At 58.1% G+C, this 24,499-nt stretch carries 26 protein-coding genes and 1 tRNA gene; 15 read left to right on the top strand and 12 right to left on the bottom strand.

The genetic code is table 11. The features are described 5' to 3' along the window. The first annotated feature begins 56 nt into the window (after window positions 1-56). The 8 genes from ACR0NE_RS19155 (at window position 57) to ACR0NE_RS19120 (ending at window position 10,129) form a co-directional block, all read left to right on the top strand. The gene (locus ACR0NE_RS19155) at window positions 57-311 is read left to right on the top strand and encodes a BolA family protein (RefSeq protein ID WP_170398480.1); all 255 of its coding nucleotides are present in this window, start codon (window positions 57-59) and stop codon (window positions 309-311) included. 162 nt (window positions 312-473) lie between these two features. Then, a complete protein-coding gene (locus ACR0NE_RS19150) occupies window positions 474-1,577 on the top strand; it encodes a cytochrome c peroxidase (RefSeq protein ID WP_170595214.1) in 1,104 nt (367 codons plus the stop codon). An 11-nt stretch (window positions 1,578-1,588) separates the two neighbouring features. Further along, on the top strand, window positions 1,589-2,773 hold the full coding sequence (locus ACR0NE_RS19145) for a cytochrome c peroxidase (RefSeq protein ID WP_170595217.1): 1,185 nt from the start codon (window positions 1,589-1,591) through the stop codon (window positions 2,771-2,773). Window positions 2,774-2,778: 5 nt separating this feature from the next. Continuing rightward, complete coding sequence (locus tag ACR0NE_RS19140) at window positions 2,779-3,348, top strand: arsenate reductase (azurin) small subunit (RefSeq protein WP_170595220.1); 570 nt, start codon at window positions 2,779-2,781, stop codon at window positions 3,346-3,348. 13 nt (window positions 3,349-3,361) lie between these two features. Next, window positions 3,362-6,043: an arsenate reductase (azurin) large subunit gene (locus ACR0NE_RS19135; protein WP_170595222.1), complete on the top strand. Its 2,682-nt coding sequence runs from the start codon at window positions 3,362-3,364 to the stop codon at window positions 6,041-6,043. A gap of 144 nt (window positions 6,044-6,187) precedes the next feature. Further along, entirely contained in the window at window positions 6,188-8,392 is a 2,205-nt protein-coding gene (locus tag ACR0NE_RS19130) for a HEAT repeat domain-containing protein (protein ID WP_170595225.1), read from the top strand. Window positions 8,393-8,406: 14 nt separating this feature from the next. Then, complete coding sequence (locus ACR0NE_RS19125) at window positions 8,407-8,892, top strand: plastocyanin/azurin family copper-binding protein (RefSeq protein ID WP_170408233.1); 486 nt, start codon at window positions 8,407-8,409, stop codon at window positions 8,890-8,892. Then, complete coding sequence (locus tag ACR0NE_RS19120) at window positions 8,885-10,129, top strand: molybdopterin molybdotransferase MoeA (protein WP_170595228.1); 1,245 nt, start codon at window positions 8,885-8,887, stop codon at window positions 10,127-10,129. The genes ACR0NE_RS19125 and ACR0NE_RS19120 overlap by 8 nt, the downstream gene beginning before the upstream one ends. A 153-nt stretch (window positions 10,130-10,282) precedes the next feature. Here the strand turns inward: ACR0NE_RS19120 and ACR0NE_RS19115 are convergent, their stop codons facing one another. The 8 genes from ACR0NE_RS19115 to ACR0NE_RS19080 form a co-directional block, all read right to left on the bottom strand. Continuing rightward, complete coding sequence (locus ACR0NE_RS19115; RefSeq protein WP_170595231.1) at window positions 10,283-10,801, bottom strand: GNAT family N-acetyltransferase; 519 nt, start codon at window positions 10,799-10,801, stop codon at window positions 10,283-10,285. Then, window positions 10,798-11,352: a helix-turn-helix domain-containing protein gene (locus tag ACR0NE_RS19110; protein WP_170513838.1), complete on the bottom strand. Its 555-nt coding sequence runs from the start codon at window positions 11,350-11,352 to the stop codon at window positions 10,798-10,800. The genes ACR0NE_RS19115 and ACR0NE_RS19110 overlap by 4 nt, the downstream gene beginning before the upstream one ends. 116 nt (window positions 11,353-11,468) lie before the next feature. Further along, window positions 11,469-12,485 (bottom strand): Fe(3+) ABC transporter substrate-binding protein, encoded by a 1,017-nt coding sequence (locus ACR0NE_RS19105; RefSeq protein WP_170398498.1) that lies wholly within the window; start codon window positions 12,483-12,485, stop codon window positions 11,469-11,471. A gap of 141 nt (window positions 12,486-12,626) precedes the next feature. After that, entirely contained in the window at window positions 12,627-13,190 is a 564-nt protein-coding gene (locus ACR0NE_RS19100; RefSeq protein WP_170398500.1) for a hypothetical protein, read from the bottom strand. A gap of 20 nt (window positions 13,191-13,210) precedes the next feature. After that, window positions 13,211-13,732 (bottom strand): hypothetical protein, encoded by a 522-nt coding sequence (locus tag ACR0NE_RS19095; RefSeq protein ID WP_170398502.1) that lies wholly within the window; start codon window positions 13,730-13,732, stop codon window positions 13,211-13,213. Next, window positions 13,722-14,108, bottom strand: coding sequence for a hypothetical protein (locus ACR0NE_RS19090; protein ID WP_170398504.1), 387 nt, complete (start codon window positions 14,106-14,108; stop codon window positions 13,722-13,724). The genes ACR0NE_RS19095 and ACR0NE_RS19090 overlap by 11 nt, the downstream gene beginning before the upstream one ends. Before the next feature lie 183 nt (window positions 14,109-14,291). After that, on the bottom strand, window positions 14,292-14,417 hold the full coding sequence (ykgO, locus tag ACR0NE_RS19085) for a type B 50S ribosomal protein L36 (RefSeq protein WP_005648635.1): 126 nt from the start codon (window positions 14,415-14,417) through the stop codon (window positions 14,292-14,294). A 92-nt stretch (window positions 14,418-14,509) separates the two neighbouring features. Further along, window positions 14,510-14,584, bottom strand: a tRNA-Val gene (locus ACR0NE_RS19080). A 149-nt stretch (window positions 14,585-14,733) separates the two neighbouring features. Between ACR0NE_RS19080 and ACR0NE_RS19075 the strand changes: the two genes are divergently transcribed. Further along, on the top strand, window positions 14,734-15,606 hold the full coding sequence (locus ACR0NE_RS19075) for an N-formylglutamate amidohydrolase (protein ID WP_170595234.1): 873 nt from the start codon (window positions 14,734-14,736) through the stop codon (window positions 15,604-15,606). 2 nt (window positions 15,607-15,608) lie between these two features. On the opposite strand, the gene ACR0NE_RS19070 is transcribed toward ACR0NE_RS19075, so the two are convergent. Continuing rightward, complete coding sequence (locus ACR0NE_RS19070) at window positions 15,609-16,862, bottom strand: DNA polymerase IV (protein WP_170595237.1); 1,254 nt, start codon at window positions 16,860-16,862, stop codon at window positions 15,609-15,611. Between the two features lie 91 nt (window positions 16,863-16,953). Here ACR0NE_RS19070 and ACR0NE_RS19065 point away from each other — a divergent pair, with 91 nt between their 5' ends. Then, complete coding sequence (locus ACR0NE_RS19065) at window positions 16,954-17,352, top strand: NUDIX hydrolase (protein ID WP_170595240.1); 399 nt, start codon at window positions 16,954-16,956, stop codon at window positions 17,350-17,352. 257 nt (window positions 17,353-17,609) lie between these two features. On the opposite strand, the gene pyrF is transcribed toward ACR0NE_RS19065, so the two are convergent. Further along, window positions 17,610-18,314 (bottom strand): orotidine-5'-phosphate decarboxylase, encoded by a 705-nt coding sequence (pyrF, locus tag ACR0NE_RS19060; RefSeq protein WP_170514647.1) that lies wholly within the window; start codon window positions 18,312-18,314, stop codon window positions 17,610-17,612. 141 nt (window positions 18,315-18,455) lie between these two features. On the opposite strand from pyrF, the gene ACR0NE_RS19055 reads away from it, so the two are divergent. Both ACR0NE_RS19055 and clpB read left to right on the top strand, forming a co-directional pair. Continuing rightward, entirely contained in the window at window positions 18,456-18,776 is a 321-nt protein-coding gene (locus ACR0NE_RS19055) for a hypothetical protein (protein ID WP_170398514.1), read from the top strand. A gap of 127 nt (window positions 18,777-18,903) precedes the next feature. Further along, window positions 18,904-21,522 carry an ATP-dependent chaperone ClpB gene (clpB, locus tag ACR0NE_RS19050; protein WP_170595243.1) on the top strand — a complete coding sequence of 873 codons (2,619 nt, stop codon included), beginning with the start codon at window positions 18,904-18,906 and terminating at the stop codon, window positions 21,520-21,522. 72 nt (window positions 21,523-21,594) lie between these two features. On the opposite strand, the gene ACR0NE_RS19045 is transcribed toward clpB, so the two are convergent. Then, window positions 21,595-21,972, bottom strand: a complete 378-nt coding sequence (locus tag ACR0NE_RS19045; protein WP_170513857.1) for a VOC family protein — start codon at window positions 21,970-21,972, stop codon at window positions 21,595-21,597. Between the two features lie 40 nt (window positions 21,973-22,012). On the opposite strand from ACR0NE_RS19045, the gene ACR0NE_RS19040 reads away from it, so the two are divergent. The 3 genes from ACR0NE_RS19040 (at window position 22,013) to msrQ (ending at window position 24,201) form a co-directional block, all read left to right on the top strand. Then, entirely contained in the window at window positions 22,013-22,552 is a 540-nt protein-coding gene (locus tag ACR0NE_RS19040) for a winged helix-turn-helix transcriptional regulator (protein ID WP_170514653.1), read from the top strand. 130 nt (window positions 22,553-22,682) lie between these two features. Then, on the top strand, window positions 22,683-23,582 hold the full coding sequence (msrP, locus tag ACR0NE_RS19035; RefSeq protein WP_170595246.1) for a protein-methionine-sulfoxide reductase catalytic subunit MsrP: 900 nt from the start codon (window positions 22,683-22,685) through the stop codon (window positions 23,580-23,582). A gap of 4 nt (window positions 23,583-23,586) precedes the next feature. Beyond that, on the top strand, window positions 23,587-24,201 hold the full coding sequence (gene msrQ / locus ACR0NE_RS19030; protein ID WP_170425736.1) for a protein-methionine-sulfoxide reductase heme-binding subunit MsrQ: 615 nt from the start codon (window positions 23,587-23,589) through the stop codon (window positions 24,199-24,201). Between the two features lie 117 nt (window positions 24,202-24,318). On the opposite strand, the gene ACR0NE_RS19025 is transcribed toward msrQ, so the two are convergent. Beyond that, the coding region (locus tag ACR0NE_RS19025) for a hypothetical protein (RefSeq protein WP_480780090.1) at window positions 24,319-24,499 on the bottom strand (181 nt) is incomplete at its 5' end.

Here is a 24,499-nt window from a genome sequence, read left to right as displayed (position 1 = left end):
TAAGCAGCCGAAAGTAGAAGAGGGGGACGGCAATTTATTTGCCGTTGAGCATAAAAATGAGCGTGACCGACGAAATCCGTGAACGATTGCAGGCAGCATTTAACCCGCGTGAGCTGGAGGTGGTTGACGACAGCGAGAGCCATCGTGGTCACGCTGGATATCAGGAGGGCGGTGAGAGTCATTTCAACGTCCTTATTCGTTCTGCGGCTTTCGAGGGGCAATCCCGCGTTGCTCGCCATCGCGCAGTACATACGGCATTGGGGGATATAGTCCCCCGTATCCATGCGCTTGCTTTGGATATCGACGTCTGACAGTCGCGGCCTTGGTTCAGATAAGCGACGATCACGTCGCCAATTCTCTGCGGATTTAATCTCGATCAAGGTATCGCGATACATGACCCTCTAATATTCGCCTCGTCGATCTCCGGTTAACCGGAGCGATCAGATTTGCGGATAATGAGGGCTTTTTAAATGATGACCAAAGCCAGAACGTGGTTCTCGGCACTGTCGACAGTTTCATTGCTGTCGGTGGGTGTTGCGTTCCCGGTTCACCATGCCCAGGCGGAACAGCCGGGCCCGGTAGAAGCCATTGAGTTCGACCAAGCCAAGGCGGCACTTGGCAAACGTTTGTTTTTTGACCCGCGCCTGTCTGGCGACACCGAACTGTCCTGCGCCAGCTGCCACCAGCCGGAAAACGGCTTTACCGACGGGCAGGCCTTATCGGATGCCTATGCCGGCAGCCTGCATTTCCGCAACGTGCCGACGCTGATTAACAGCGCCAAGCGCGCCGCGTGGTTCCATGACGGGCGCATTGGCACCAACCTCAACGACGCGACCCGCGAAAGCATCACCGAGACATACTCGATGAACATGGATATGCGTTTGATGCAGGAACGCATCAAGCAAGATCCGGTTTATGTCGAGATGTTCGAAGCCGCCGGATTTGGCGAGCCGTCGAACGGTGGGGTCCGTAACGCCATCCCGGAATATCTGAAAACGCTGATTTCGCGCGGCGCGCCGTTCGATACAGGCGAGATGTCGGAAGAAGCCAAGGCGGGCTATGAGCTGTTTAATGCCAGCGGCTGCAATTCCTGCCACTCGGGCGAGCGGTTCACGGATGATCTGCCGCACAATATCGGCGTGGGCGACAACCCCGATATCTGGGCGACCCCGGAACGTCACATCACCTTTGTGACCATGATGAAGTTCCTCGGCGTCGAGAATTACATGAACCTGCGCGCCGACCCCGGTGCGTATATCCGCACTCACACCGCCGATACATTCGGCACGTTCATAACCCCCACGCTGCGTGAGCTGACCTATACCGCGCCATTTATGCATAACGGCTCGATTGCGACGCTCGAGGATGTGGTGGCCTTCTACAACGCCGGTGGTGGCGAAGATGAAAACAAGGATCCGCGCATCAAGCCGCTTGGCCTCAGCGAGACCGAACAAGCACAGCTGGTGGCCTTCCTTAAGGCGCTGTCTGGTGAGCCGCTGACCGGCCCGGACTTCGTCGCCGAGGACATCGATACGGATTATGCGCCGATCGAAAACTGGCAAGACGCGACAAACTGAGGAGTGGACCCATGAAAGACCTTAAGTCTTACCTTTCAGGTACAATCGCCACCGCTGCTCTGGTTGCCGCCCTTGGTTCGCAAGCCTTTGCAGAAACCAGCATGGAGATTGAGGCCGGTATCGGCGGGGCAGACCCCGACCCCGATGCGCCATTGGTGGCACTGGGTGAGCCGCCCATACCGCTGGACAACCCCCAGACCGAGGCCAAGATCGAACTGGGCAAGATGCTGTTCTTCGATCCGCGTCTGGGCGGCAACCCGTCGACCCCCTGTTCGGCCTGTCACATGCCAGATGTCGGCTGGGACGTCGAAGCACCAATCTCGTTCGGCTATCCGGGCACGACCCACTGGCGCAACAGCCAGACCATCGTGAACTCGGCCTATTACGGCAAGCTGTTCTGGGCAGGTTCCTCGAAAAGCCTTGAGAACCAGGCCAAATCCGCCGCAGGCGGTGCGGTCGCCGGCAACGGTGAGGCCGACATGATGGAGGCGCGCCTGGCCTTCGTTCCCGAATATGTCGAACGCTTCAACGATGTCTTCGGCGATCAGTGGCCGCGTATCAGCAATGCATGGCGGGCTATTGCCGCGTTTGAACGAACCATCGTTCAGACCGACACGCCCTTCGACAATTATCTCCGTGGGGATGACGCGGCGCTGACCGACGAGCAGAAACGCGGGCTGGAATTGTTCGCCGGTAAGGCGCAATGTTCCGAATGCCATAACGGCGCGTTGCTGTCGGATGAAAAATACTACAACACCGGTGTGCCCGCCTATGACGGTTGGCAGGACGATGGTCTGGCGCAAGTCACCTTCCGGTATGAGCTTTATGCCAAAGGCTCGACCGAAGAGATGTACCGCCACACCAAGGACGACCCCGGCTTCTATTTCCGTACCAAGGAAAAGGCCGACAAGGGGAAGTTCCGCACGCCAAGCCTGCGCTATACCCTCTATACCGAACCCTACATGCATAACGGCATGTTGGAGACGCTTGAGGATGTGGTCGAGTTCTACAACCAGGGCGGCGGCGAGAATGAGTTCTCGGCCAATAAATCTCCGCTGATCCAACCCCTTGGCCTGAATGATCAAGAAAAAGCGGATCTGGTGGCCTTCCTGAAATCCCTGTCCGGTGACGAGATTCTGGTCGAAGAACCTGATCTGCCGGATTACCAGCCGCTTCCCGCGGCAGCAGAGGAGTAAGCGTCATGAAAGATCATAACGCAACCGGATGCAGCTGTTCGGGCGAGGCCAAAAAGGCCTGCACCGTGAACCGCCGCCAGTTCCTGTTCGCCTCGGGTGCCACCACCTTTGCCGTGATGGTGACCATGCCTACCCGCCACGGTCAGGCCGAACAGGTGCCCGCATTGGTATCGACCTATCCGCGCAAGCTGATCGGCAAACTGTCCGGACTGGAACAGGATGTGCCGGTCGAGTTCTACTACCCGGACGAGGGCGACTATTCGGACTCGATCCTTGTGAAAACCGGCGTGGAAAGCGGCGGCGGCATTGGTCCGCAAAAGGATGTTGTGGCCTTCAACCTCACCTGCACCCATCAGGGCGGGTCGATGTATGACAGCTACAAGCCTGAACATAAGGTGCTGGGCCCGTGCCCGTTGCACCTGTCCACCTATGACGTGACACGGCACGGCATCCTCGTCTCGGGGCAGGCCTATCAGTCGCTGCCGCAGGTCCTTTTGGAACTGGACGGCGATGACATCTACGCCGTTGGCATGTTCGGCCTGATCTACGGCCGTTACGACAACCTCATTGCATAAGGGAAGCGGAATCATGGCAACCCCGTATTACGTACCCGAAACCAACGTCCCGCTGCCGCCCAAAGGAGCCGAGGTCATCTCGACCGCCTGCGACTACTGCATCGTGGCCTGTGGTTACAAAGTCTATCGCTGGCCTGTGACGGCCAAACCCGGCGGCCCCACCGCGGACGAAAACGCGTTTGGCGAGGATTTCCCTGTTGCACCGCTGGGTGCGTGGGTCGCGCCGAACCAGCACAATATCGTACTGCACAAAGGTCAGCCGCACCACGTGGTGATCATCCCTGACAAGGACACGCAATACGTCAACACCGACGGCGACAGTTCCTTGCGGGGCGGATGTATCGCGCAGAAATGCTATAACCCGCAGACGCCAACACGCGACCGCCTTAAGACGCCGCTGATGCGGATCTATGGTACCTTGATGCCGGTTCCGTGGGATCTGGCGCTGGATGTTGCGGCTGAGGTGGGCAACCACGTGATCGCCAAGCACGGTACCAATGCCTATGGCGTAAAAACCTTCAGCTATCAGTATATCGAGAACACCTATGCGATCTCGAAATACGCGCTGCGTCATATCAACACCGCGAACTTCACCTTCCACGACACGCCGTCCGACGTGACCTCGACCCCCGGTTTCCGGGATGCGGGTTTCGACAACTTTGGTCCCTCGTACGAGGACTGGCGGGATGCGGAAACCCTTCTGGTCTGTGGCACCGACCCGTATGAAACCAAGACTATCCTCTATACTCAGTGGATGATGAAGGGGATGCAGAACGGCCAGAAAGAGATCTATCTGATTCCGCGCCGGTCTGCCGGTGTGGCCCATGCTGAAAAGATGGGTGGCCTGCATATCGACGTTCTGCCCGGCACCGACCTTCTGGTCGTCAACGCCATCGCCCGGGTCATCGTGGAAAATGGCTGGGAAGACAGCGACTGGATCAAGAAATGGGTCAACAACAAGTGGGAAAGCTCGTCCGGCTTCGGTCAGGGCACAAGGAACACGCCATGGCAGTGGCGTACGACCTGGGGCAAGTTCCAGACCAAAGGCTTCGAGGATTGGAAAGAGTGGCTGCTGTCGCAGGACGAATTCGCGCCTGAAACCGCTGCTGCTATGGCCGAAATCGACGTGCAGAAAATCTATACTGCCGCCGAGTGGCTGGCCAAACCCAAGGCGGATGGCACCCGGCCCAAAACCTCGGTCATGATCGAGAAAGGGTTCTACTGGTCGAACAACACCGGCAACACACAGGCGATCTCCGCTCTGGGCATCATCTGTGGCTGTGGAGGTCGTCCGGGTCAGGTGATTGGCCGGGCCGGTGGTCACCAGCGGGGCGGCGTGAAGGGCGGGAAGTACCCGCGCAACAAGTCGCCCGAGAAACTGCCGGGTCGCCGTCGCCGCGCCATGGATACCGACCGGTATCTGATCGCAGGTCATACCCGTATGGCCCATGTGATCGGCACCACATGGATTCAGGCGATGTGTGGTTCGCAACAGTTGGCTGACAAGTTCGAGGAACTGACCGTCCGCAACCCGCATCAGATTGCGTCTTTCGACAAGCAAGAAATGATCGACACGCTGAAGGCGCGCGCCGACAGCGGTGGCATGGTGGTGATCAACCAGGACATCTATCTGCAAGATCCGATCGGCAACCGCTATGCCGACATCGTGTTCCCCGCAGCGACCTGGGGCGAAGAGGACTTTCTGCGCGCCAACGGCGAACGCCGCCTGCGCCTGTACCAGAAGTTCTATGATGCGCCCGGTGCGGCCAAGCCCGACTGGTGGATCATTGCGCAACTGGCACAGCGGATGGGCTTTGACGGGTTCGACTGGCAGAACTCGAACGAGGTTGCCGAAGAGGCCGTGCGCTTTACGCGCGGGTCGCGCAAGGACTTCCACGCGGTCTACCGTCTGGCAAAGAAAGAGGGCAAAGGTCTGCACCAGAAGGTCCGAGAATTCGGCACCGATGGTGTGCAATGCCCAGTCATGCTGGATGCCGACGGTGTCACGCTGATTGAAACCAAGCGTCTGCATGACACAACCCGCACGCTGCCTGATACTGGTGCGGCTGGTGCGGATGTATTCAACAAGAAGCTGACGCACTTCAACAGCCAGACCGGCAAGTGCAACATCCAGAAATCGCCGTGGGGCCTGTTCTCGGATTACTGGGAATGGCTGAAACCCAACAAGGACGAAGGCGAGTTGTGGGCCACATCCGGTCGGATCAATGAACGCTGGCAGTCCGGTTTCGACGACCGCCGCCGCCCCTATATCGTGCAGCGCTGGCCGGAAAACTGGGTCGAGATTCACCCCGACGATGCGGCCGAGCGTGGCATCGAAAGCGGTGATTACGTGATGGTTTACTCGGAACGTGTTCCGGGCAACAAGCACACTTTGCTCGGTGTGGAAGGCGACGACTTCCAGTTCTCGAAACTGATGGAGAACGGGCATATCGAACTGACCAAAGCGGCGATCACCGCCGTGGCAATGGTTACGCCCGCCATAAAGAAAAGCGTCGTTTACATGGACTTCCTGCACATGCAGCAGCCCGCCAACGCGCTTGAGGGCCGGATCGTTGACTGGATCAGCGGCAACTACAACTACAAGATGGGCGTTGCCAAGGTCCGCAAGCTGGGGCCGAGCCCCTACAAGACCTCGTTCCGCACGATGTCCTTCGCGCCGCGCGATATCGCCTGACGCTTTTCCGGGGGGCGGACGCCATGCCGCCCCTCGTGTCCGGTCCCACTGCAGAAGGGACCACCTGGAAGGCAGGCTTCGGTTGGGAAACCTGTCTTCCACATTCACCCAACCCGTCCCAACGCAAAACATGGCAGACCTGATATGAACATGCATTCCGATACCGCCCTGCGTGACGAGGCCACCAGCCTGTTCTCCGACTATGCAAAATCTGATTATGACGTGATCCGCCTGCGCGCCATTCAGGCCCTGGCCGCCATTGGGGCCAGTAACAGCCCGGCCTTGATCGAGGCGCTGTTGGATGATGACGAAGACGTCCGGCAAGACGCAGCCCAAGCGCTGGGCGCGCTGGGCGTGCAGGAGGCCGCGCCGCAACTGCTGGAAAACTTGATCCATGATCCCTGCGGTGAGGTGAAACTGGCCTGCGTCACCGCTCTGGCCGAGTTGAAATCCGAAGACGCGGCGCCTTACCTGCGCACGCTTGTCACTGGTCGCGGCGAGGATATCACGTGGGACGAGGACGAGCTGCATCAGGATGAATGGGACGACTGGCTGGATACTCAGATCGCGGCGATCAAAGCGTTAGGTCGCATGGGCGATGCGGCTGCGATTGAACCCATTGTCATGGCCCTGATGGACGAAGACGGGCAAGAACTGGGGGATGTGGCCTGCGAAGCGCTGGGCCAGATCGGTACGCCGTCCGTGCCGACCTTGGGTGTGTTCGCTCAATCCTCGAACCGCCGTCTGCGTCACCGCGCTCTGCGCACGCTGGCCACCATCGGAGGACCCGAGGCCGAAGCCATCTTGCGCAAAGCCACCACCGACAAGGACGGGGCCGTGCGTCTGATCGCATATGAGGCGCTGATGCCGAACGACCCGGCGCTGGTCGAACAGGCCCTGACAGATGCGGTCGAGGATATCCGCATCGCAGCGCTGAACCAGTCCGGCCTTTCCGAACCCGAACTGCTGGACCGCATGATGCGCGACCCCGGCGCCAAGGTGAAACTGGCGCTGATCGACCGGCTGGACCGCAGCCAGCCTATCGTTGATCAAGACGACCTGCGCTGGCAGGTGCTGGATTTCCTCGCAACCGGACAACAGCCTGAGGTCTCGGCGCAGGCGCTGGGCCTGCTGGCGGCGTTGGCCCCGCAACTGGTGGCAGATCGGCTGAACGCGCTGTTCTCGGTCGAGGCGGACGACCTCAAGGCCGAGCGTATCCAATGGGCCATCGTCGACGCGCTGGCGACCTCGCCCCTGCGCGAGGCGGCAGAATGGCTGCAACGCGCCTGCCGCGCGCCCTTCCGGTCGGTGCGGCTGAAGGCCGTGGCCTCGCTGGCGATGATTGTTACTGACACCGACCGCCCGCATGTGAACCAGCAGCAGGGCCGCGAATTGCTGCTGTCCTTCGCGCTCGCCCCGATGAGCGTGGTCGAAGACGCGCACGAGGAAGAGGCCCCGCAAACCGACATCGCCGCGCTGGAAGAGGCAGGGCTGGATGTATCCGACGGTGGTGAAAACGGCCCTACCTCCAGCCTCGGCGCGATCCTTGGCCATGACGCTATCGCGGCAGAGATGAAGAAAGAGGCCGAGGATGATGACCTGCACCCCCTGACGCCACGCGAGCAGGCATTGTTGGTCAAGGCCACCCGCCATCCCAAACGCCGCCGCGTGGCGTTGGATGACAATGCCGAAGCCTTGGAGCGTGAGACCCGCATTTCGGCCATCCGCCTGCTGGGCGACGTCACAGGTATGCAGATCATGCTGGCGCAGATCGCGCAGGACCCCGAGACCGAGATCGCTGCGCAGGCGCTGGCGGCACTGGGCTTGTCGGTCGCGCGCAACGGGTCCGAACTGAACCAGCCGCATTTGATCGAGCTGATCACACAGGGGCTTTCGCATACCGATGCCAATCTGTCCCTGCAGGCGCTGAACCTGCTGCAACAGGCTGACCTGCCACCGCAGGATGCGCTGCGGGGCAAATTGCGGGCAATGCTGAAAACCGGAGATACTGCCTTTCGTATCGACGCCATGCAGATTCTGACCCGCTGGGACGGGACGGCCGATGTGGCGCGCAGCTTGCTGGACGATGTCTCGGCCCCGGTACGGCAGGCGGCGATGCGGCTTTTGTCTGAAACGGCCCCGGATCAGGCAGGTGCGGCCATCGTACCCTTCCTTCTGGCCAATCCTGAGCAACGGATCGTGACCTATGTCAATGACAGCACCCCTGCCTTGGTGTCCATTGGGCGCGAATTGTTGGCCGGATTGCGCGACGAGAACCGCCGCGCCCAGTGGCCGGTGTTGATCAGCGCTTTGGCCGACCTGTTGGGAGACCCCTACCGGGCGGTCTGAAACCGGAGGGATAGATGGCGATTTCGCTGAAACTAGGCGCGGCGATTCTAACGGGGGCAATGGCTTTTGGTAGTGTCGCACTGGCCGAGGAGATCCCCGAGGTTGCCGTAGTTCATCAGGTCATCGACCTGAACGCCGACACTCCGGCGCATGCATTTCGGTTCGAACCCAAATTCCTGCAGGTTCCCGCTGGGGCGACTGTGCGTTTCAAAGGCTCGACCGGGCGGCACACGGTCACTGCCATTCCTCGAATGATACCCGTGGGCGCGCGCGTCTTCGAGATTCGGGGCAAACCCGAACTGGATCTGACTTTCGAGAAAGAGGGAGTCTACGGCATCCGTTGCCGCGTTCATGGGCGTCACGGAATGGTCATGCTGCTGGTAGTTGGTGATCCAAGCTCGAATCTCGAAGAAGCCAAGGCCTATCTACCTAAACTTGGAGAGGCCGAGCGGGTCGGTTTCGAAGAGCTCTTTGCGTATATGGAGGCCCAAAATGGCTGATGGATGTGCCTGCGACCACCATGCTCATATGTACCTGACCGTAGATGACGCCCTGAGGCGCGGTTTGTCCGTGGCCAACCCCATCACGGATATCGAAACACTGCCGCTGGTGCAGGCCATTGGCCGGATATTGGCCGAGGATTGCGCTAGCAATGTAGACATGCCCGCCTTCGATAACTCGGCCATGGACGGTTATGCCGTTCGCAGCGCCGATCTGGGCGAGGGGCCTGTGTTCGAACTGCTAGTTGGCGGGCGCATAGCCGCCGGTGATAGCGGCGCACACGATGCGCCGGATGGCAGTGCCTTGCGTATATTCACAGGAGCGCCGGTGCCGTCCGAGTTCGATGCGGTATTAATGCAGGAAGACTGTGAGTTACAGTCCGATCGCATCCGGTTCAACCGCCGTCCAAAATCCGGTCAGCATATCCGTCGCGCGGGCGAGGATTTGAAAGCTGGTGCCCCGATCCTGCGGCGCGGGTGTGAAATTACTGCGCGTGAGGCCGCCGCGTTGGCCTCGGCTGGTTATGGCGAGGTGAAGGTTTATCGCAAGCTCAAGGTCACGATCTTCTCGACCGGTAGCGAGCTGCGCCAGCCGGGTGAAGCGCTTGGCCCCGGACAGATCTACAACTCGAACCGGTACATGCTTTTGGCTTTGCTGGATAAACCCTGGATCGAACTAGCCGACCGAGGCCCGGTCGAAGATGATCCGGTGCTGCTGAAGCAGGTCTTGAGGGATGCCTGTAATAGCTCGGACCTGATTATCACCACGGGCGGTGTTTCGGTCGGGGACGAAGACCACATGCCGCGCCTGTTCAGTGAAATCGGTGGCGAAACCGAGGTGATGAAAGTGGCGATGAAACCCGGCAAGCCGATCATGTTCGGTTGTCGGGGTGATGCGCTTTATGTGGGCCTGCCGGGAAATCCGGTTTCGGCTTTTGTGACGTGGCAGATCATTGGTGCGCGGATGATGGAACGCCGTGCCGGTCTGCATCGGAACGAACGCACCCCCGAGCAGGCGGTTTTGGCAGAACCTCTTCAACGCCGCGCGGGACGGCGTGAGTACCGCCCGGTAAGCATCGACGGATGTACACCGAATGGCGCACCGCGATTGCGCCTGATGGCCGGGTCTTACAGCGGGCGCGTTGCCCTTCTTGCACAGGCCGATGGTCTGGTAATTATTCCGGCAGAAACTGAGAAGCTGCCAGCCGGAGAAGCTCTGGAGTTCCTTCGATTCTAGATGGATCCCGATGCGCTTGAGGTATCAAATTCTTTGGTCAACGAGCGCCCTTTGCTGTCGATGGCGCGCGGCTGTAGGCCATTGGTGCCGACCTATGTCGGGACCTTCGGGGATCGCCGAATGCTCTGTCGCGAATGTGCGCGCGACGGGCAGCTAAGTGACGTCCTTGAACATGTAAGTGGTCGGCTCCAGCCGATCCTCAAACGGGTTTCGGCAATAGTTCGGGATCTCTCCGGCAATCTGAAAACCCATCGACTGATACAGCAAGCGTGAAGGATCGCTGCTACGGGTGTCCAGCACCAGCATCGTGCGTTTCAATTCCCGAGCTCGCTCATGCAGTGCCTCCATCAGCGACCGACCCAAACCGCGACGGCGAGCCTGCGGATGAACCAGCAGCTTTGCCACATCCGCGCGATGTGGTTGGTTTGGCATTGCGGCGGGAATCAGTTGCACCGTGCCCAGAATGCGTCCGTCACCATATGCGACAAACAGATCGAGTGTCTCCGCGCGGAGTTCGGGCTGCACCCTGTCCCGCCAATAGGCGCGGGCATCGTCGCGCGAAAAAGGAAGGATGAACCCGATACTGGCACCGGTATGGACACAGCGGTGCAGGATATTGGTCAGATCCTCAAGCGCTTCGTCGAAATATTCCTGTGGCAATCGCGTAATCATATCAGCACCAACAGATAGCGCGCACCGCGTTTGGGTCCGGTTTCGAACTGTGTTGGCCCCGACAGGTGATAGCGAAGGCAATCGCCGCCGCTGAGCGCATGGGCAATCCCGTCCACTGTCAACGTTAGCCCTCCATCAAGTAGGATCAGGTGGTGCTCCTGTCCCGGCTTGGGCGGAGTATCGTAGGTGATGACAGTACCTGGGGGCAAATGACCTTCCATTACTTCCCCACTGAGGCCAGTCGCCGGTGGTGAAACCGAACGGCGGGTAAACCCGCTTTCGGGGTCATGCCATTCAGGCTGCTTCTCGAAAGGTACTTTGGGATCGAAACTGTCTTCGACCATCATCAGCAGGCGTGACATGGGCAGGCCGTATGCCGCGCATAAACGGCCAAGCGTTTCAGCGGTAGGGCTGACATCACCGTTTTCCATTCGCGACAGTGTCGCCCGGCTGATCCCACTTTGGTCTGCCAACTGCTCAAGCGACCAGCCATGACCCTGGCGCAGCTCGTTCAGACGCTTAGCGAGGCGGTTTGATAGTGTGTCGAGCATGGCTCACATATGGGAATCAGTTACGAATATGGGATTATTGCCTTGTTTTACCTCAAACACAATAGAAAAAGGACGCAGAAATCTGCGCCCTTTTGCTGCTCGGGTATCGGACTGGATTACTTCCAGCCAACTTCGTTATAGATTTTCTGTGCCTCGGGGATGTTTTTGGCGGCCTCTGAGAGGTTCACCTCATCTGCTTTGAATTCCCCCAGAGCGGCCACGTTCTCAGCCAGCGCAACGCCTTCGACAGCGGGGTATTCATCGTTTCCGTTCGAGAAGTAGACCTGCGCCTGATCGCTTGCGAGATACTCAAGGAACTTAATCGCGTTTTCTTTGTTCGGCGCGTTTGCTGCAACACCTGCACCCGACAGGTTCATATGTGCACCTTCGGCGTCCTGTGCCGGGAACTGCACGCCGATCATCTCGATATCCGCGCTTAGACCCTTGACGTCTTTGCGCATAGCGCGGGCCATATAGTATGTGTTGGCAACCGCAATCTCGCACTCGCCTGACACGATGCCGCGCAGCTGGTCTGTGTCACCGCCCTGAGGTTCGCGTGCCATGTTGGCGGCGACACCTTCAGCCCATTTCCTGGCTTCTTCCGCGCCGTGATTTGCAATGATCGATGACAATAGCGTCTGGTTATAGATATTGCCGGACGAGCGAATGCAGATCTGCCCTTTATACTCCGGTTTTGCCAGATCCAGATAGGTTGCGGGTGGGTTGGCGACATCAGCCTTGTCAAAGAAGATGATCCGTGCGCGCTGAGAAAAGCCGTACCACTGATTGTCTTCGTCCTGAAGGTTTGCCGGAATACGCTCCTCTAAGATTGCGCTCTCAACCGGCTGCAGGATGCCTTCGCTCTTGGCGCGGGCCAGGCGCGAGCTGTCGACCGTCAGCAGGACATCAGCAGGCGAATTCGCGCCTTCTGCTTTCATCCGTGCGATCAGTTCGTCGGCCTTGCCTTCGATGCGGTTGATGGTGATGCCGGTGGCCTCTTCGAAGTCGGAATACAGGCGTTCGTCGGTGTCGTAGTGGCGCGAGGAATACAGGTTCAGCTCGCCCTCGGCTGCGGCAGAGGTGGCGATCAGGGCCGTCAGGGTGGCGGCAAAGCAGGTAGAGGATTTCAGCATCATTTGTCCCAACATTGAAAATCGTGACGGGAATTAACCCGACTGATTTGGTCAATTAAACGATTCTCGGTGGGATGCAAGGAAATCCGACAAAATTAGTTGGTCAAAACGTCGCTGAACTTACCTTGCCGGACGGCCCCTTCAGGATTGACGCCGCCTACTTTGTTTTCTTTCGGGTTGCGGTGGGACGGGGGACGGTGCCGGCTCGGGGTCCGGATCGTCGCTGAGCACCGGTTCTTTGGTCAGCATCGCCTGAGTTACCGCTTCCATGTATTTCTGCAGCATGACCGGCGGATCGGCTGGGGCCAGTTTGATTGACAGCCTGCTTGCGCCTTCCTGATTATAGGCATAGCGCGAGGAATAACTTGCGTTGACCTGCGCCGCCACGGGTCCCCAGCCACCTTTGACCGATGCGCTGCCTGATTTCTCGGTCTGTTTGGTCATCGAGATCGCCATCTTTACCTCGATCTCGGCCTCTTGCACCGCATAGAACGCGGGCAGGAAACCCATCGACACGAGGCTGAATTCCTTTGGGGGACCATCGGGGTTGGATAGGTCGGGAAGCTGGATCTTCTGATCCGCCATGTATTTGGCGATATCAGTCGAATGTCTATCCAATTCAGTTTGCGACTCTGCCACGGAAATCGCCAGTTTCTGAACCATTTCCGCGAAAGGGACGTTTAGCAGTTCCTGCCCGATACTCATTTCCAATCTCCTTTGTGAATTCAGTCTCTATCAATAATCTTCGTTGCGGACCGTCTTTTGACCGAGAACGAGACCTTCGCTGCGTTCTGGCTGACCGCCTGTTTCTTCGCGTTTGTAGCGAACTGGGCTTTGTCGCCATCCCGACCAAGCCCAACAAAGGCTTCGACCTGGACATTGTCGATGGTGAAATCGTCGCTGCCGTCGGATCCTGCAAGGATCTGTTCGCCCAGGGCCTGCGAAAAAACCTGCGCATCCACGATCTGCGTATCTTTGTCTTCAACCTCCATTCCGCTCTGGCCTCCGGCCATTGGGTTCACCACCGGAGAACCCGAGCCCATCAGCATGCCACCGCCTCCTTCTTCCAAATCGTCGATCTGGTCTTGCAGGTCCTGGATCGTCTCCAGCAACACGACCTCGCGCGCCTCCAGCGCGGTCAGGCGGTTTTCCAATGACTGAAGCAGTGTGGTGAAGGCCTCGGGCAGTTCGGTGATGCGCACATCTATAGGCTGTTTTTTGGGGGTCTTGTCCTTTTTAGTCGCCATCGACCCCTCCACCAGAACCACCTTCATCCACCGGTCCCGGCGCGAACCGCATCCGCATGGTCGACGCGCTGCTTGCATCGAGCGTATCTGTCTGCGTCAGTTTTGGCCCACACAGAAACGCGCCAATGATCCCGCGTTTGCCTTCTTCTGTGGTACTGGTCATCTCCATGACGACCTTCAATTCTACATCGACATCCTGCATGTGGTAAAAGACTGGCGGAATGCCCATCTCGCGCAGTTCCTGAGGATAGTTCTTCAGCGCGTTCAACTGATCCAGACTAAGCTGTTCGGCGGCTTGGGCCACGCTTCGGCCTATATCGGCCACCATCTCGGTCAGGGTTGTTCCTAATAGCGTATCCAGATCATCGTTGGCCAACCCGACCTCCCTTCTAAAAACAGGGAAAGCGTAGCATGAGACCGTCTCATAACAATACTAAATCTCAGAACCGGACTTTCGGAGCGATTTCCGGCACTTCCGCCGACACGAAAGGGCGCTAGAAGCAGGGCATAAAAAAACCGCGCTCGAAAGCGCGGTTTTTGAATTAAGTTCGTGCAGCCCTTAGCCCTGGCGAGCTTTGAACTTGCGCTGCGTCTTGTTGATCACGTAGACGCGGCCTTTGCGACGCACAACCCGGCAATCACGGTGCCGGTTCTTGAGCGAGCGGAGCGAGTTCTTGACCTTCATGGGTCTGTCTCCAATCTGCGGCGCCTTCATCAAAGACGTGGCCAGCGCCTGGGTTAATCGGGTGCCCCGGAAAGACCAGAGCAATGAATTCATGGTGGGCGGTACAAGGATCGAACTTGTGACCCCTTCGATGTCAACGAAGTGCTCTACCGCTGAGCTAACCGCCCATGAAACCGTTGCGTGACCTGCCCCATAACGAAATGGGGCGCGGAACCCCGCGCCGGTAGCGGGGTCTATAAAAGGAGTCGTTGGGGGGATCAAGGGGTTTGGCAGAACTATTTTACGGTCTATGTTGAGTGCGAACAACGGAGAGCCCATGCCCGACGCCGCCACCAATGCAGCCTATATTCTGGATATGCCCGCAACGCGTACGTCCTGCGTGGTATTTGCCTCGCCCCATAGCGGTCGGACCTATCCCGTGTCTTTGTTGAAGCGGTCTGTTTTGAACCGCAATATGATTCGGTCGTCTGAGGATGCGTATGTCGACCAGCTTTTTTCCTCAGTCGCTGAATTCGGTGCACCGCTGCTCGCCGCGGCCATGCCGCGCGCCTATCTGGACCTGAATCGCAATTCGGATGAATTGGACCCCGCATTGATACAGGGTGCGCGTCGTCACGGACATAACCCGCGGGTTACCTCGGGCCTCGGGGTGATTCCCCGCGTGGTCGCCAACGGCAGGGCGATCTACAGCGGCAAGCTGACTATGGATGAGGCGCGCCTGCGGATCGATACCTATTGGCGTCCATACCATGCTCGCCTGAAATCTCTGCTGGCGGAATCGCATCAGATGTTTGGGCAGGCCATTCTGATTGATTGCCACTCGATGCCGCACGAGGCGGTGGCGCTGGCCGGCGGCTCGCGCCGGGCCCGACCGGAAATCGTTTTGGGCGATCGGTTCGGTGCGGCCGCTTCCGGTGTGATCGTTGATCAGATCGAGGCCGCTTTTGCCGACGCGGGTCTGAATGTGGCGCGCAACACGCCTTTTGCAGGGGCCTACGTCACCCAGACCTATGGTCGACCTGCCCGCCATCAGCATGCGGTTCAAATCGAGATCGATCGTTCACTTTATATGAACGAGGAAACGATCCAGCCGAACGGCAACTTTGAGGCGTTGCGTGATGTGTTGCGGCAGGTCACCGCGCAGATCACCAGTATCGGGTCCGATCCAATGTCACTTGCCGCCGAATAGACCTAGCGCAGCGCACGACCTTTTACGATTGCATCACTGCCGAAACGGCGCCGGATTTCGTCCGTCGCACGTTCGGCCTGTGATCGGCGTTCTGCACCGGGATCCAGAAGGTCGCCCGAGATATCGGCCTGATCCTCTGAGCATAGGTCAGACAGGCCGCATCCCAAAAGGCGATAGGGACCCTGATCGCCAACCTGATCAAATAGCCCACGAGCGGTGCGATAAATCCGATCCGCTATCTGAGTCGCATCGCGTAGCGATATCCGCCGGGTGATGATCTTGTGGTTGGCCTGTTTCAGCTTCAGCGTCACCACTCGCCCAGCCAATCCCTTGGCTTTGGCCCGGTCGGCTACCTTTTCAGACATACGCCACAGATGCCCGTCCAGAATTTCAAGACTGGCGGTATCCTCGAAAAAAGTGGTCTCATTACTGATCGACTTCATCGGCTCATGGGCCGATACGCGCCGTTTGTCCTGCCCTCGCGCCAGATGCCACAGACGGTAGCCCATTGATCCGAACCGCGCTGTCAGCGCCTCCTGATCCCAGCGCAGAAGATCAGAAAATGTGCGAATCCCTGCGCGATCCAGAGATTCCTGCGCCGCCGGACCAATTCCCCAGATTAATCGCACCGGCCGGTCATGCAGGAAATCAGCCGTCTCGGCCTGGCCGATCACTGAAAAACCCCGAGGCTTGTCGAGATCCGAGGCCACCTTGGCCAGAAACTTGTTATGGCTCAAGCCAATCGATCCCGTCAGGCCCAGCTCATCTTTCATCCTCTTGACCAGACGCGCAAGCATGACCGCTGGCGGTGCACCATGCAGCCGCTCGGTGCCGGATAGGTCCATGAACGCTTCATCCAGCGACAGTGGTTCAACATCAGGTGTCAACTCGTCCATCATGGTGCGTATCTCGCGCGAGACGCTGGCATAGAGCGACATACGCGGTTTGATCACCACCGCTTCTGGGCATAGTTGAAGCGCCTTGAACATTGGCATGGCTGAACGTACCCCGCGAACGCGGGCCACGTAACATGCAGTTGATACCACCCCGCGCTTGCCGCCGCCAATGATCACAGGCTTGTCGGCAAGTTCGGGATTGTCGCGCTTTTCGACCGAAGCATAAAAAGCATCGCAATCCATATGCGCGATCGTCAGGTCAAACAGCTCTGGGTGCGATTTGACCCTCGGGCTGCTGCAAGTTGGGCAGCGCGGCCCTTGCTTAATTTCCTTCAGGCAGTCGCGACAGATGGCGGGCATGATGTAGTTTCTTTCCGGCCAGCGGCGGATTGATCAAGACATTCGATAGGTTAATAAGTATCGCGAATGGATAAGGATAAAAAGAGGACCGATGGACTTCGCCGGGGCAAAAATGGCGTTGTTTCTGGGGCGCAAGCTGCTGGTCATTCTAAGAGATGATCGATCTGATATCCCGTTTCCAGGTCATCTCGATTTTCCAGGCGGCGGGAAAAAGTCAGGCGAAACACCGATCGAATGCGCGTTGCGTGAAACAGATGAAGAGGTTGGGCTGCGCCTGTGCGCAACCGATCTTGTCTGGTCACGGCAATATGGTCAAAGCTGGTTCTACATCGCCCTGCGCCCGCCGGAAGATGTTGGTCTGATCCGTTTTGGGGACGAAGGGCAGGGGTGGAGGCTGAATTGTCCGCGGGATTATCTGTCGAATCCGTTGGCCATTCCAAATTTTGCAGATCGCCTTCGGGATTATTTGTCGGAAACGGCGCAGCTTTGAACGGGACTTCGAAAGAAAACCCCCCGCGCCTGCGGGGGGAGGTAACGAGCCTCAGGAAGAGATGGCCCGTTGGGGAGTGTCTTGTGTGTAGAATCGCCGAAAATGGCGTTTTTCGATAGCCACAAGCCGAACGCCATAAAACTCATGTTTTTCATGTGTGTTTTCGGGCACAGGGACGATTTGGCGCGGCGGCGCGAAAAATTGACCTAACGTCAATTGCTTGAGCACCGTTCCTTCCGCAATTTTTGGCTTTTCGCCTAATGGTGAGTCAATGAATTTAACTCGCTCAAAACTGCTTGTGCGGCGGCTTTGGGGTCATCCGCCTGATAAATCGGGCGGCCCACGACGATATGATCGGCCCCATCGCCGATTGCACTGGCCGGGGTTGCGACCCGCTTTTGGTCGCCCAAAGCTGCACCAGCAGGGCGTACCCCAGGGGTTACAATCAAACGACCTTCGGATTGGGGCAGGGCGCGGATTAGCGCGGCTTCCTGAGGGCTGGCGATGACGCCATCAGCTCCGGCCTCGAAAGCCTTGGCCGCGCGTTCTACAACGAGGTCCTGTACGTCACCCGCTTTCAGAAGGCTTGCATCCAGATCGTCCCTGTTCAGTGATGTCAGGACTGTTACCGCCAGAATTTTCATGTCCTTGCCTGCAGCGCCCTCCTTTGCGGCGCGTACGACATGCGGATCACCATGCACCGTCAAGAAGTCCAGATCGAACTGAGCCAACCCACGCACTGCATTTTCTACAGTGTTGCCGATATCGAACAGCTTCATGTCCAAGAAAATGCGCTTTCCGTGATCCTGTTTCAACTCGTTGGCCAATGCCAGACCGCCGCCAGTCAACATACCCAGCCCGATCTTATAGAACGAAACCGAGTCGCCCAGCCGCTCGGCCATGGCTAGACCCTGCAGGGCGTTTGGGACGTCGAGGGCTACGATAAGGCGGTCATCGGACATGGGGCGCTCCTTTTTGGCAAACGTTTGCGTCCTAACGGGTTCAGGGCGATCTGTCCATGTGTGAAGCCCGAGGTGACGCAGTTCACTCACTATTTTGCGCAATGTGCTAAAGTGCCGACGTTCAGAACAGGGATAGAAACGATGAAAAAGGTAATTGTACTTGGCGCGGCACTGATGTTGGCCGCATGCGAAGACGCGCCTCAAAGCGATCCGCCCGAAACCGGTGTCGCGCCGGCTCCAACCAATGACAATCTTCTGTTAGTGCGTGGGTACCGATCGGAAGACGACTGGTGTCAATTGACCGGGGAAACAGCCTATACCGGCAACTTCCTCGATCATACAGCAGATCTGGTTTCATGCCCCACAGGCAGCAGTGCCGAGCAGTCTTTGGTCGAAATGTATAACGCTGAATTGATGGGAGAAACTGGCGGTTATTCCGTCTACTCGATTCCGCGCGGATGACGCCGATTTATATGCTCTAGCCCCTTGAATGGGAAAAGACATTTCCCAAATTGAATGTGAGGCCCAGACCGACGCGTGCCGCCAAGCGGGCGCATCAATACGGGGCGCTTAAGAAAAGGAGAATACTATGGACTTGAACAAGTTCACCGAGCGGGCACGGGGATTCGTGCAGGCGGCGCAGACTATTGCGCTGCGCGAAGGGCACCAAAGGCTGGAGCCCACACATATCTTGAAAGCATTGATGGACGACGATCAGGGGCTGGCCAGCAACCTGATCACACGCGCTGGCGGCGCACCGAACCGCGTGGTTGAGGCGTTGGACGCGGCCATGGGCAAAATCCCGAAGGTCAGCAGCGACGCGAGCCAGATCTATATGGACGGGCAGACCGCCAAAGTTCTGGATGAGGCCGCAAAGATTGCCAACAAGGCAGGTGACAGCTTTGTGCCGGTCGAACGCGTTCTGATGGCGTTGTGCATGGTGAAGTCCAAAGCCAAAGAGGCGTTGGAAGCTGGTGCTGTGTCTGCACAAAAGCTGAACGAAGCGATTAATGACATTCGCAAGGGCCGCACTGCTGACACCGCATCGGCGGAAGAAGGCTACGACGCGCTTAAGAAATATGCGCGCGACCTGACCGAGGCTGCAGCCGAAGGCAAGATCGACCCGATCATCGGGCGGGATGAGGAAATCCGCCGTTCGATGCAGGTTCTGTCGCGCCGCACCAAGAACAATCCGGTACTGATTGGTGAACCCGGCGTCGGTAAGACCGCGATTGCCGAGGGCATGGCCCTGCGCATCGTCAATGGTGATGTGCCGGAATCATTGAAGGACAAGAAGCTTCTCGCGCTCGACATGGGTGCGCTGATCGCCGGCGCTAAATATCGCGGTGAGTTCGAAGAACGACTGAAGGCTGTTCTGACCGAAGTGACCGAAGCCGCCGGTGAGATCATACTGTTCATCGACGAGATGCACACGCTGGTAGGTGCAGGTAAATCCGACGGTGCGATGGATGCCGCCAACCTGATCAAGCCTGCGCTTGCCCGGGGTGAGTTGCATTGTATCGGCGCGACGACGCTGGATGAGTACCGCAAATACGTCGAGAAAGACGCAGCCCTCGCCCGCCGGTTCCAGCCGGTGATGGTCACTGAGCCGACAGTTGAGGACACGATCAGCATCCTTCGCGGTATCAAGGAAAAGTACGAGCTGCACCACGGTGTGCGCATCTCGGACTCAGCGCTCGTGTCGGCGGCGACCCTGTCGCATCGCTACATCACCGACCGCTTCCTGCCTGACAAAGCCATAGACCTTGTCGATGAAGCGGCGTCGCGTTTGCGGATGGAGGTGGATTCCAAGCCCGAGGAACTCGATCAACTGGATCGTCAGATCCTGCAGATGCAGATCGAGGAAGAGGCGCTGAAGCTTGAGGATGATGCGGCATCAAAAGATCGTCTGGAAACCTTGCAAAAGGACCTTGCCGATCTGCAGGAGAAATCCGCCGAGATGACCGCCCAGTGGCAGGCCGAACGTGACAAGCTTGCCGGAGCGCGCGATCTGAAAGAACAGCTCGACAAAGCGCGGGCTGATCTGGAAATCGCGAAGCGCGAAGGGAACCTCGCCAAAGCGGGTGAGCTGTCCTACGGTGTCATCCCTGAGCTTGAGAAAAAGCTGACCGAGGCCGAAAACGCCGAAAGCAACGCCATGATGGCCGAGGAAACGGTGCGCCCAGAACAGATTGCGTCGGTGGTCGAACGCTGGACCGGTATCCCGACCTCGAAAATGCTGGAAGGCGAGCGTGAGAAACTGCTGCGGATGGAAGACGATCTGCATTCCCGCGTGATCGGTCAGGATGCGGCGGTCACCGCCGTTGCCAACGCCGTGCGCCGTGCGCGTGCCGGTCTGAACGACGAAGGGCGCCCGCTGGGCTCGTTCCTGTTCCTCGGGCCGACCGGTGTGGGTAAGACCGAGCTGACCAAGGCCGTGGCGAACTTCCTGTTCGACGACGACAACGCGATGGTGCGCATCGACATGTCCGAGTTCATGGAGAAACACGCGGTCGCCCGTCTGATCGGTGCCCCTCCGGGCTATGTCGGCTATGACGAAGGTGGTGTGCTGACCGAAGCCGTGCGGCGCAGACCCTATCAGGTCGTGCTGTTTGACGAGGTCGAAAAGGCACACCCGGATGTGTTCAACGTGCTGCTGCAGGTCCTGGACGATGGCGTCCTGACCGATGGTCAGGGTCGTACCGTCGACTTCAAGCAGACGCTGATCATCCTGACGTCGAACCTTGGCTCTCAGGCGCTCAGCCAGTTGCCTGAAGGAGCGGACAGCGCGCAGGCGCGGCGCGACGTGATGGATGCGGTCCGGGCGCATTTCCGGCCCGAGTTCCTGAACCGTCTGGACGAAACCATCATCTTTGACCGGCTCAAGCGGGCCGATATGGATGGCATCGTCGATATCCAGATGGCACGTCTGCAGAAACGTCTGGCTGCCCGCAAGATCGAGCTGGCACTGGACGATGGCGCGAAGGAATGGCTGGCCAATGAAGGCTATGATCCGGTCTTCGGTGCCCGCCCATTGAAACGCGTGATCCAACGCGCCCTGCAGAACCCGTTGGCCGAAGCACTGCTGGCCGGTGAGATAAAGGATGGTGAGACCGTTCCGGTGACCGCCGGAACCGATGGTTTGATCATCGGCGACCGGCTGGGAACGTCCGAGCGTCCGCGCCCGGATGATGCAGTCGTGCATTAAATCTCAGGTAATGAAGAGACCCGCCATCCAGGCGGGTCTTTTTTTGGTGGCTTGTATTGCGACTAAGAGCGTTCAGACCTGCCCGGTCAGATCCTGCGCCAGCATCATTGCGTTGCCGTCCGGGTCGTAAAATGTGGCAGTGCTGACCATCCCCTCAATCGTCTCGGTTTCGCCGTCAAACCGAACTCCGGCCCCTTCCAAAGCATCGCGTGCGCTTGCGATATCAGCAACACCAAAGACCGGAACGGAGTTTCCGGGCGCTGGTTCTGCCTGCTCGCCCAAACCAAGGGTGACGCCTTCGGTTTTGGTGAGCATCTCGCTCCAACCCGCCTCATCAATATGATGGATCAACTCAAACCCGAGCTTGTCATTATACCAGCGCGCGCTGGCGTGGCGATCTTTGACCGAAATGGCAAGAGTGATGGTGTTTTCTAAGGAAACGAGGGCCATGGAACTTTCCTTTTGTCCTAAAATAAAGTAACTATACTTTATGGACATTAAATTACTTGTCAAGCTTACCTCTCGGGCCTGGTCGCTGAACATTCTTGCGCAGCTGCACCAGGGGGTTCCGGGCAGGCAGGCCCCATTGCACGCCGCGACCGGGGCAAGCCGGACGTCATTTGCGGCAAGTCTTGAGCATCTGGTCAGCCTTGGCTTGCTTGAACGGAACCCGGGCCACGGCCACCCTTTGCGCCCTGAATTCCGTTTGACCAAAGCCGGGGTTCAGGCGGCGGCTGTAGCGGCAGAAATCGTGGCCTTGGTGCCGCATGATACCGAATTGAAGCTACTGCGTCGTAGCTGGACGGTCCCTATTCTGGCGTTGACCCGCCAACCGCGGCGTTTTTCAAGGCTCAGGTCGGATCTTCAGGTGATCACTGATCGCGCATTGTCATCCTCGCTCAAGCAATTAGAGGAGCAGGACTGGGTGCGACGCGATATCGAAACTTCGGCCCGGCTGCCTTTTCCGACCTATCAGGCGGTCAATCTTGGGTGCGAAATAAACCGTGTTGTCGGCTTGAACATCGGGTGACCGTTATCCTCGCGCCCAAGCCACCTAATTTTCGTTACAATCTGTTCGCTCAATCGTGACGCCTGTTTCCTTGGCTCTGTGCTATCAGACCTTACCTCAGTTTCGAGGTTAATGGATAACGGAGAACCAAATGGCGCATCGCTGGACCAACAAACTGACGCATGCGGACGTCACCCCAAGGGCGGCGTTTCTGAACCGGCGACAGGTCATGGCCGGTTTTGCGGGTGTCGGGCTGGCGAGTCTGGCGCGGCCAGCGGCGGCCGAGGCGCTTGAACCGAATACCTGGGAAGAGATTACTTCCTACAACAATTATTATGAGTTCGGGACACGCAAGGATGATCCGGCGAAATATGCACACACACTGGTAACCGAGCCCTGGAGTGTAACCATCGACGGTCTGGTCGACCGCCCTGGTGAATATGATTTCAAAGACATCATGTCTGAAATGACTGTTGAGGAGCGAATCTATCGGTTCCGCTGTGTTGAGGCCTGGTCGATGGTGATACCTTGGAACGGGTTTGAACTGGCAGATCTACTCGGCATGGCTGGCGTTCAGGACGGCGCGAAATACGTGGCGTTTGAGACCGCCTATCGTCCCGATGAGATGCCGGGTGTGGCGTATCCGGTACTAGACTGGCCATATCGCGAAGGGCTGCGTTTGGATGAGGCGATGCATCCGCTGACCATTATGGCTACTGGGATCTACGGCAGGGACATCCCGAACCAGAACGGCGCGCCTTTGCGATTGGTGGTACCGTGGAAATACGGCTTCAAATCGATCAAATCGATCGTGCGGATTACCCTGACGGATACCCAGCCTCCGACAAGTTGGAACATGGCAGGTCCTAGGGAATATGGGTTCTACAGCAATGTGAACCCCAATGTGGATCACCCCCGCTGGTCGCAGGCTTCGGAACGTCAAATCGGCGGAGGTCTGTTTGCCAAGCGAATCCCGACGCTGATGTTCAACGGATATGAAGATGAGGTCGCCAGCCTCTACGAAGGCATGGATCTGGCGAAGAACTACTGAGATGATGCGGCGGCTCAACGACCTCTTGCGACGGCTTCCCAATTGGGCTGTTTATCTGCTGGGCGCGCTGCCTGCGCCCTGGTTGTTTTATCAGGGCATGACCGGTGGTCTCGGGGTCGAGCCGATCGAGGCGCTCGAGCACGAGTTTGGCGAACTGGCGCTGCAGCTTCTGATTTTGGGTCTCGCGATTTCGCCCTTGCGTCGCTTCGCTGGCCTAAATCTGATGAAGTTCCGCCGCGCGATAGGTGTACTGACGTTTTCCTATGTCGCATTGCACCTGTTGATCTGGCTGGTTCTGGATGTTCAGATTCCCAGCCAAATCTGGGCGGACATTATCAAGCGGCCCTATATCACCGTGGGCATGGCTGCCTTTGTACTGTTACTGCCGCTTGCAATCACGTCCAACAACTGGGCGGTTCGCCGTTTGGGGCCTCGTTGGCGCAAATTGCATCGTCTGGTCTATCCAGCAGCAATTCTGGGCGCGCTTCATTATGTGATGCTGGCGAAGGGGTTTCAGATCGAGCCATTGGTCTACCTGGCGATTATTCTGGGCCTTCTGGTCATGCGCCTGCCGGTAACATCATTCCTGATCCGGTTTAGGCAAGCCGATTCAGCCTGACTCGCAGGCGAGTCTGTGGGTAACAGTGTGAATAACATATCCATGGCGCTGATTTGCGATGGTCTGTGTCCGCGACTTCCGGGTTGAATGGCTGGATGCTCTTCGTAACCATTTGTTTTAGTAATATAAAATTCTGCTTTTGCGTTTTTTTGCGTTTTTTTGATTTTTCCACTTGCGGCTTTTGGGCGATATACTTAGAACGCCCTTCACCGGCGCTGCTGAGGTGCTGGGACGCGGTGGAAGCTGCGGAGACGCTCGGGAGAGACTGGGGGCATCTGAGGTTTTTGATTGGGCGGTG

The sequence above is a fragment of the Ruegeria sp. C9 genome, from assembly GCF_056537585.1.
The sequence above is the reverse complement of the archived record's forward strand: the minus strand, read 5'-3'. Positions and strand labels throughout refer to the sequence as shown.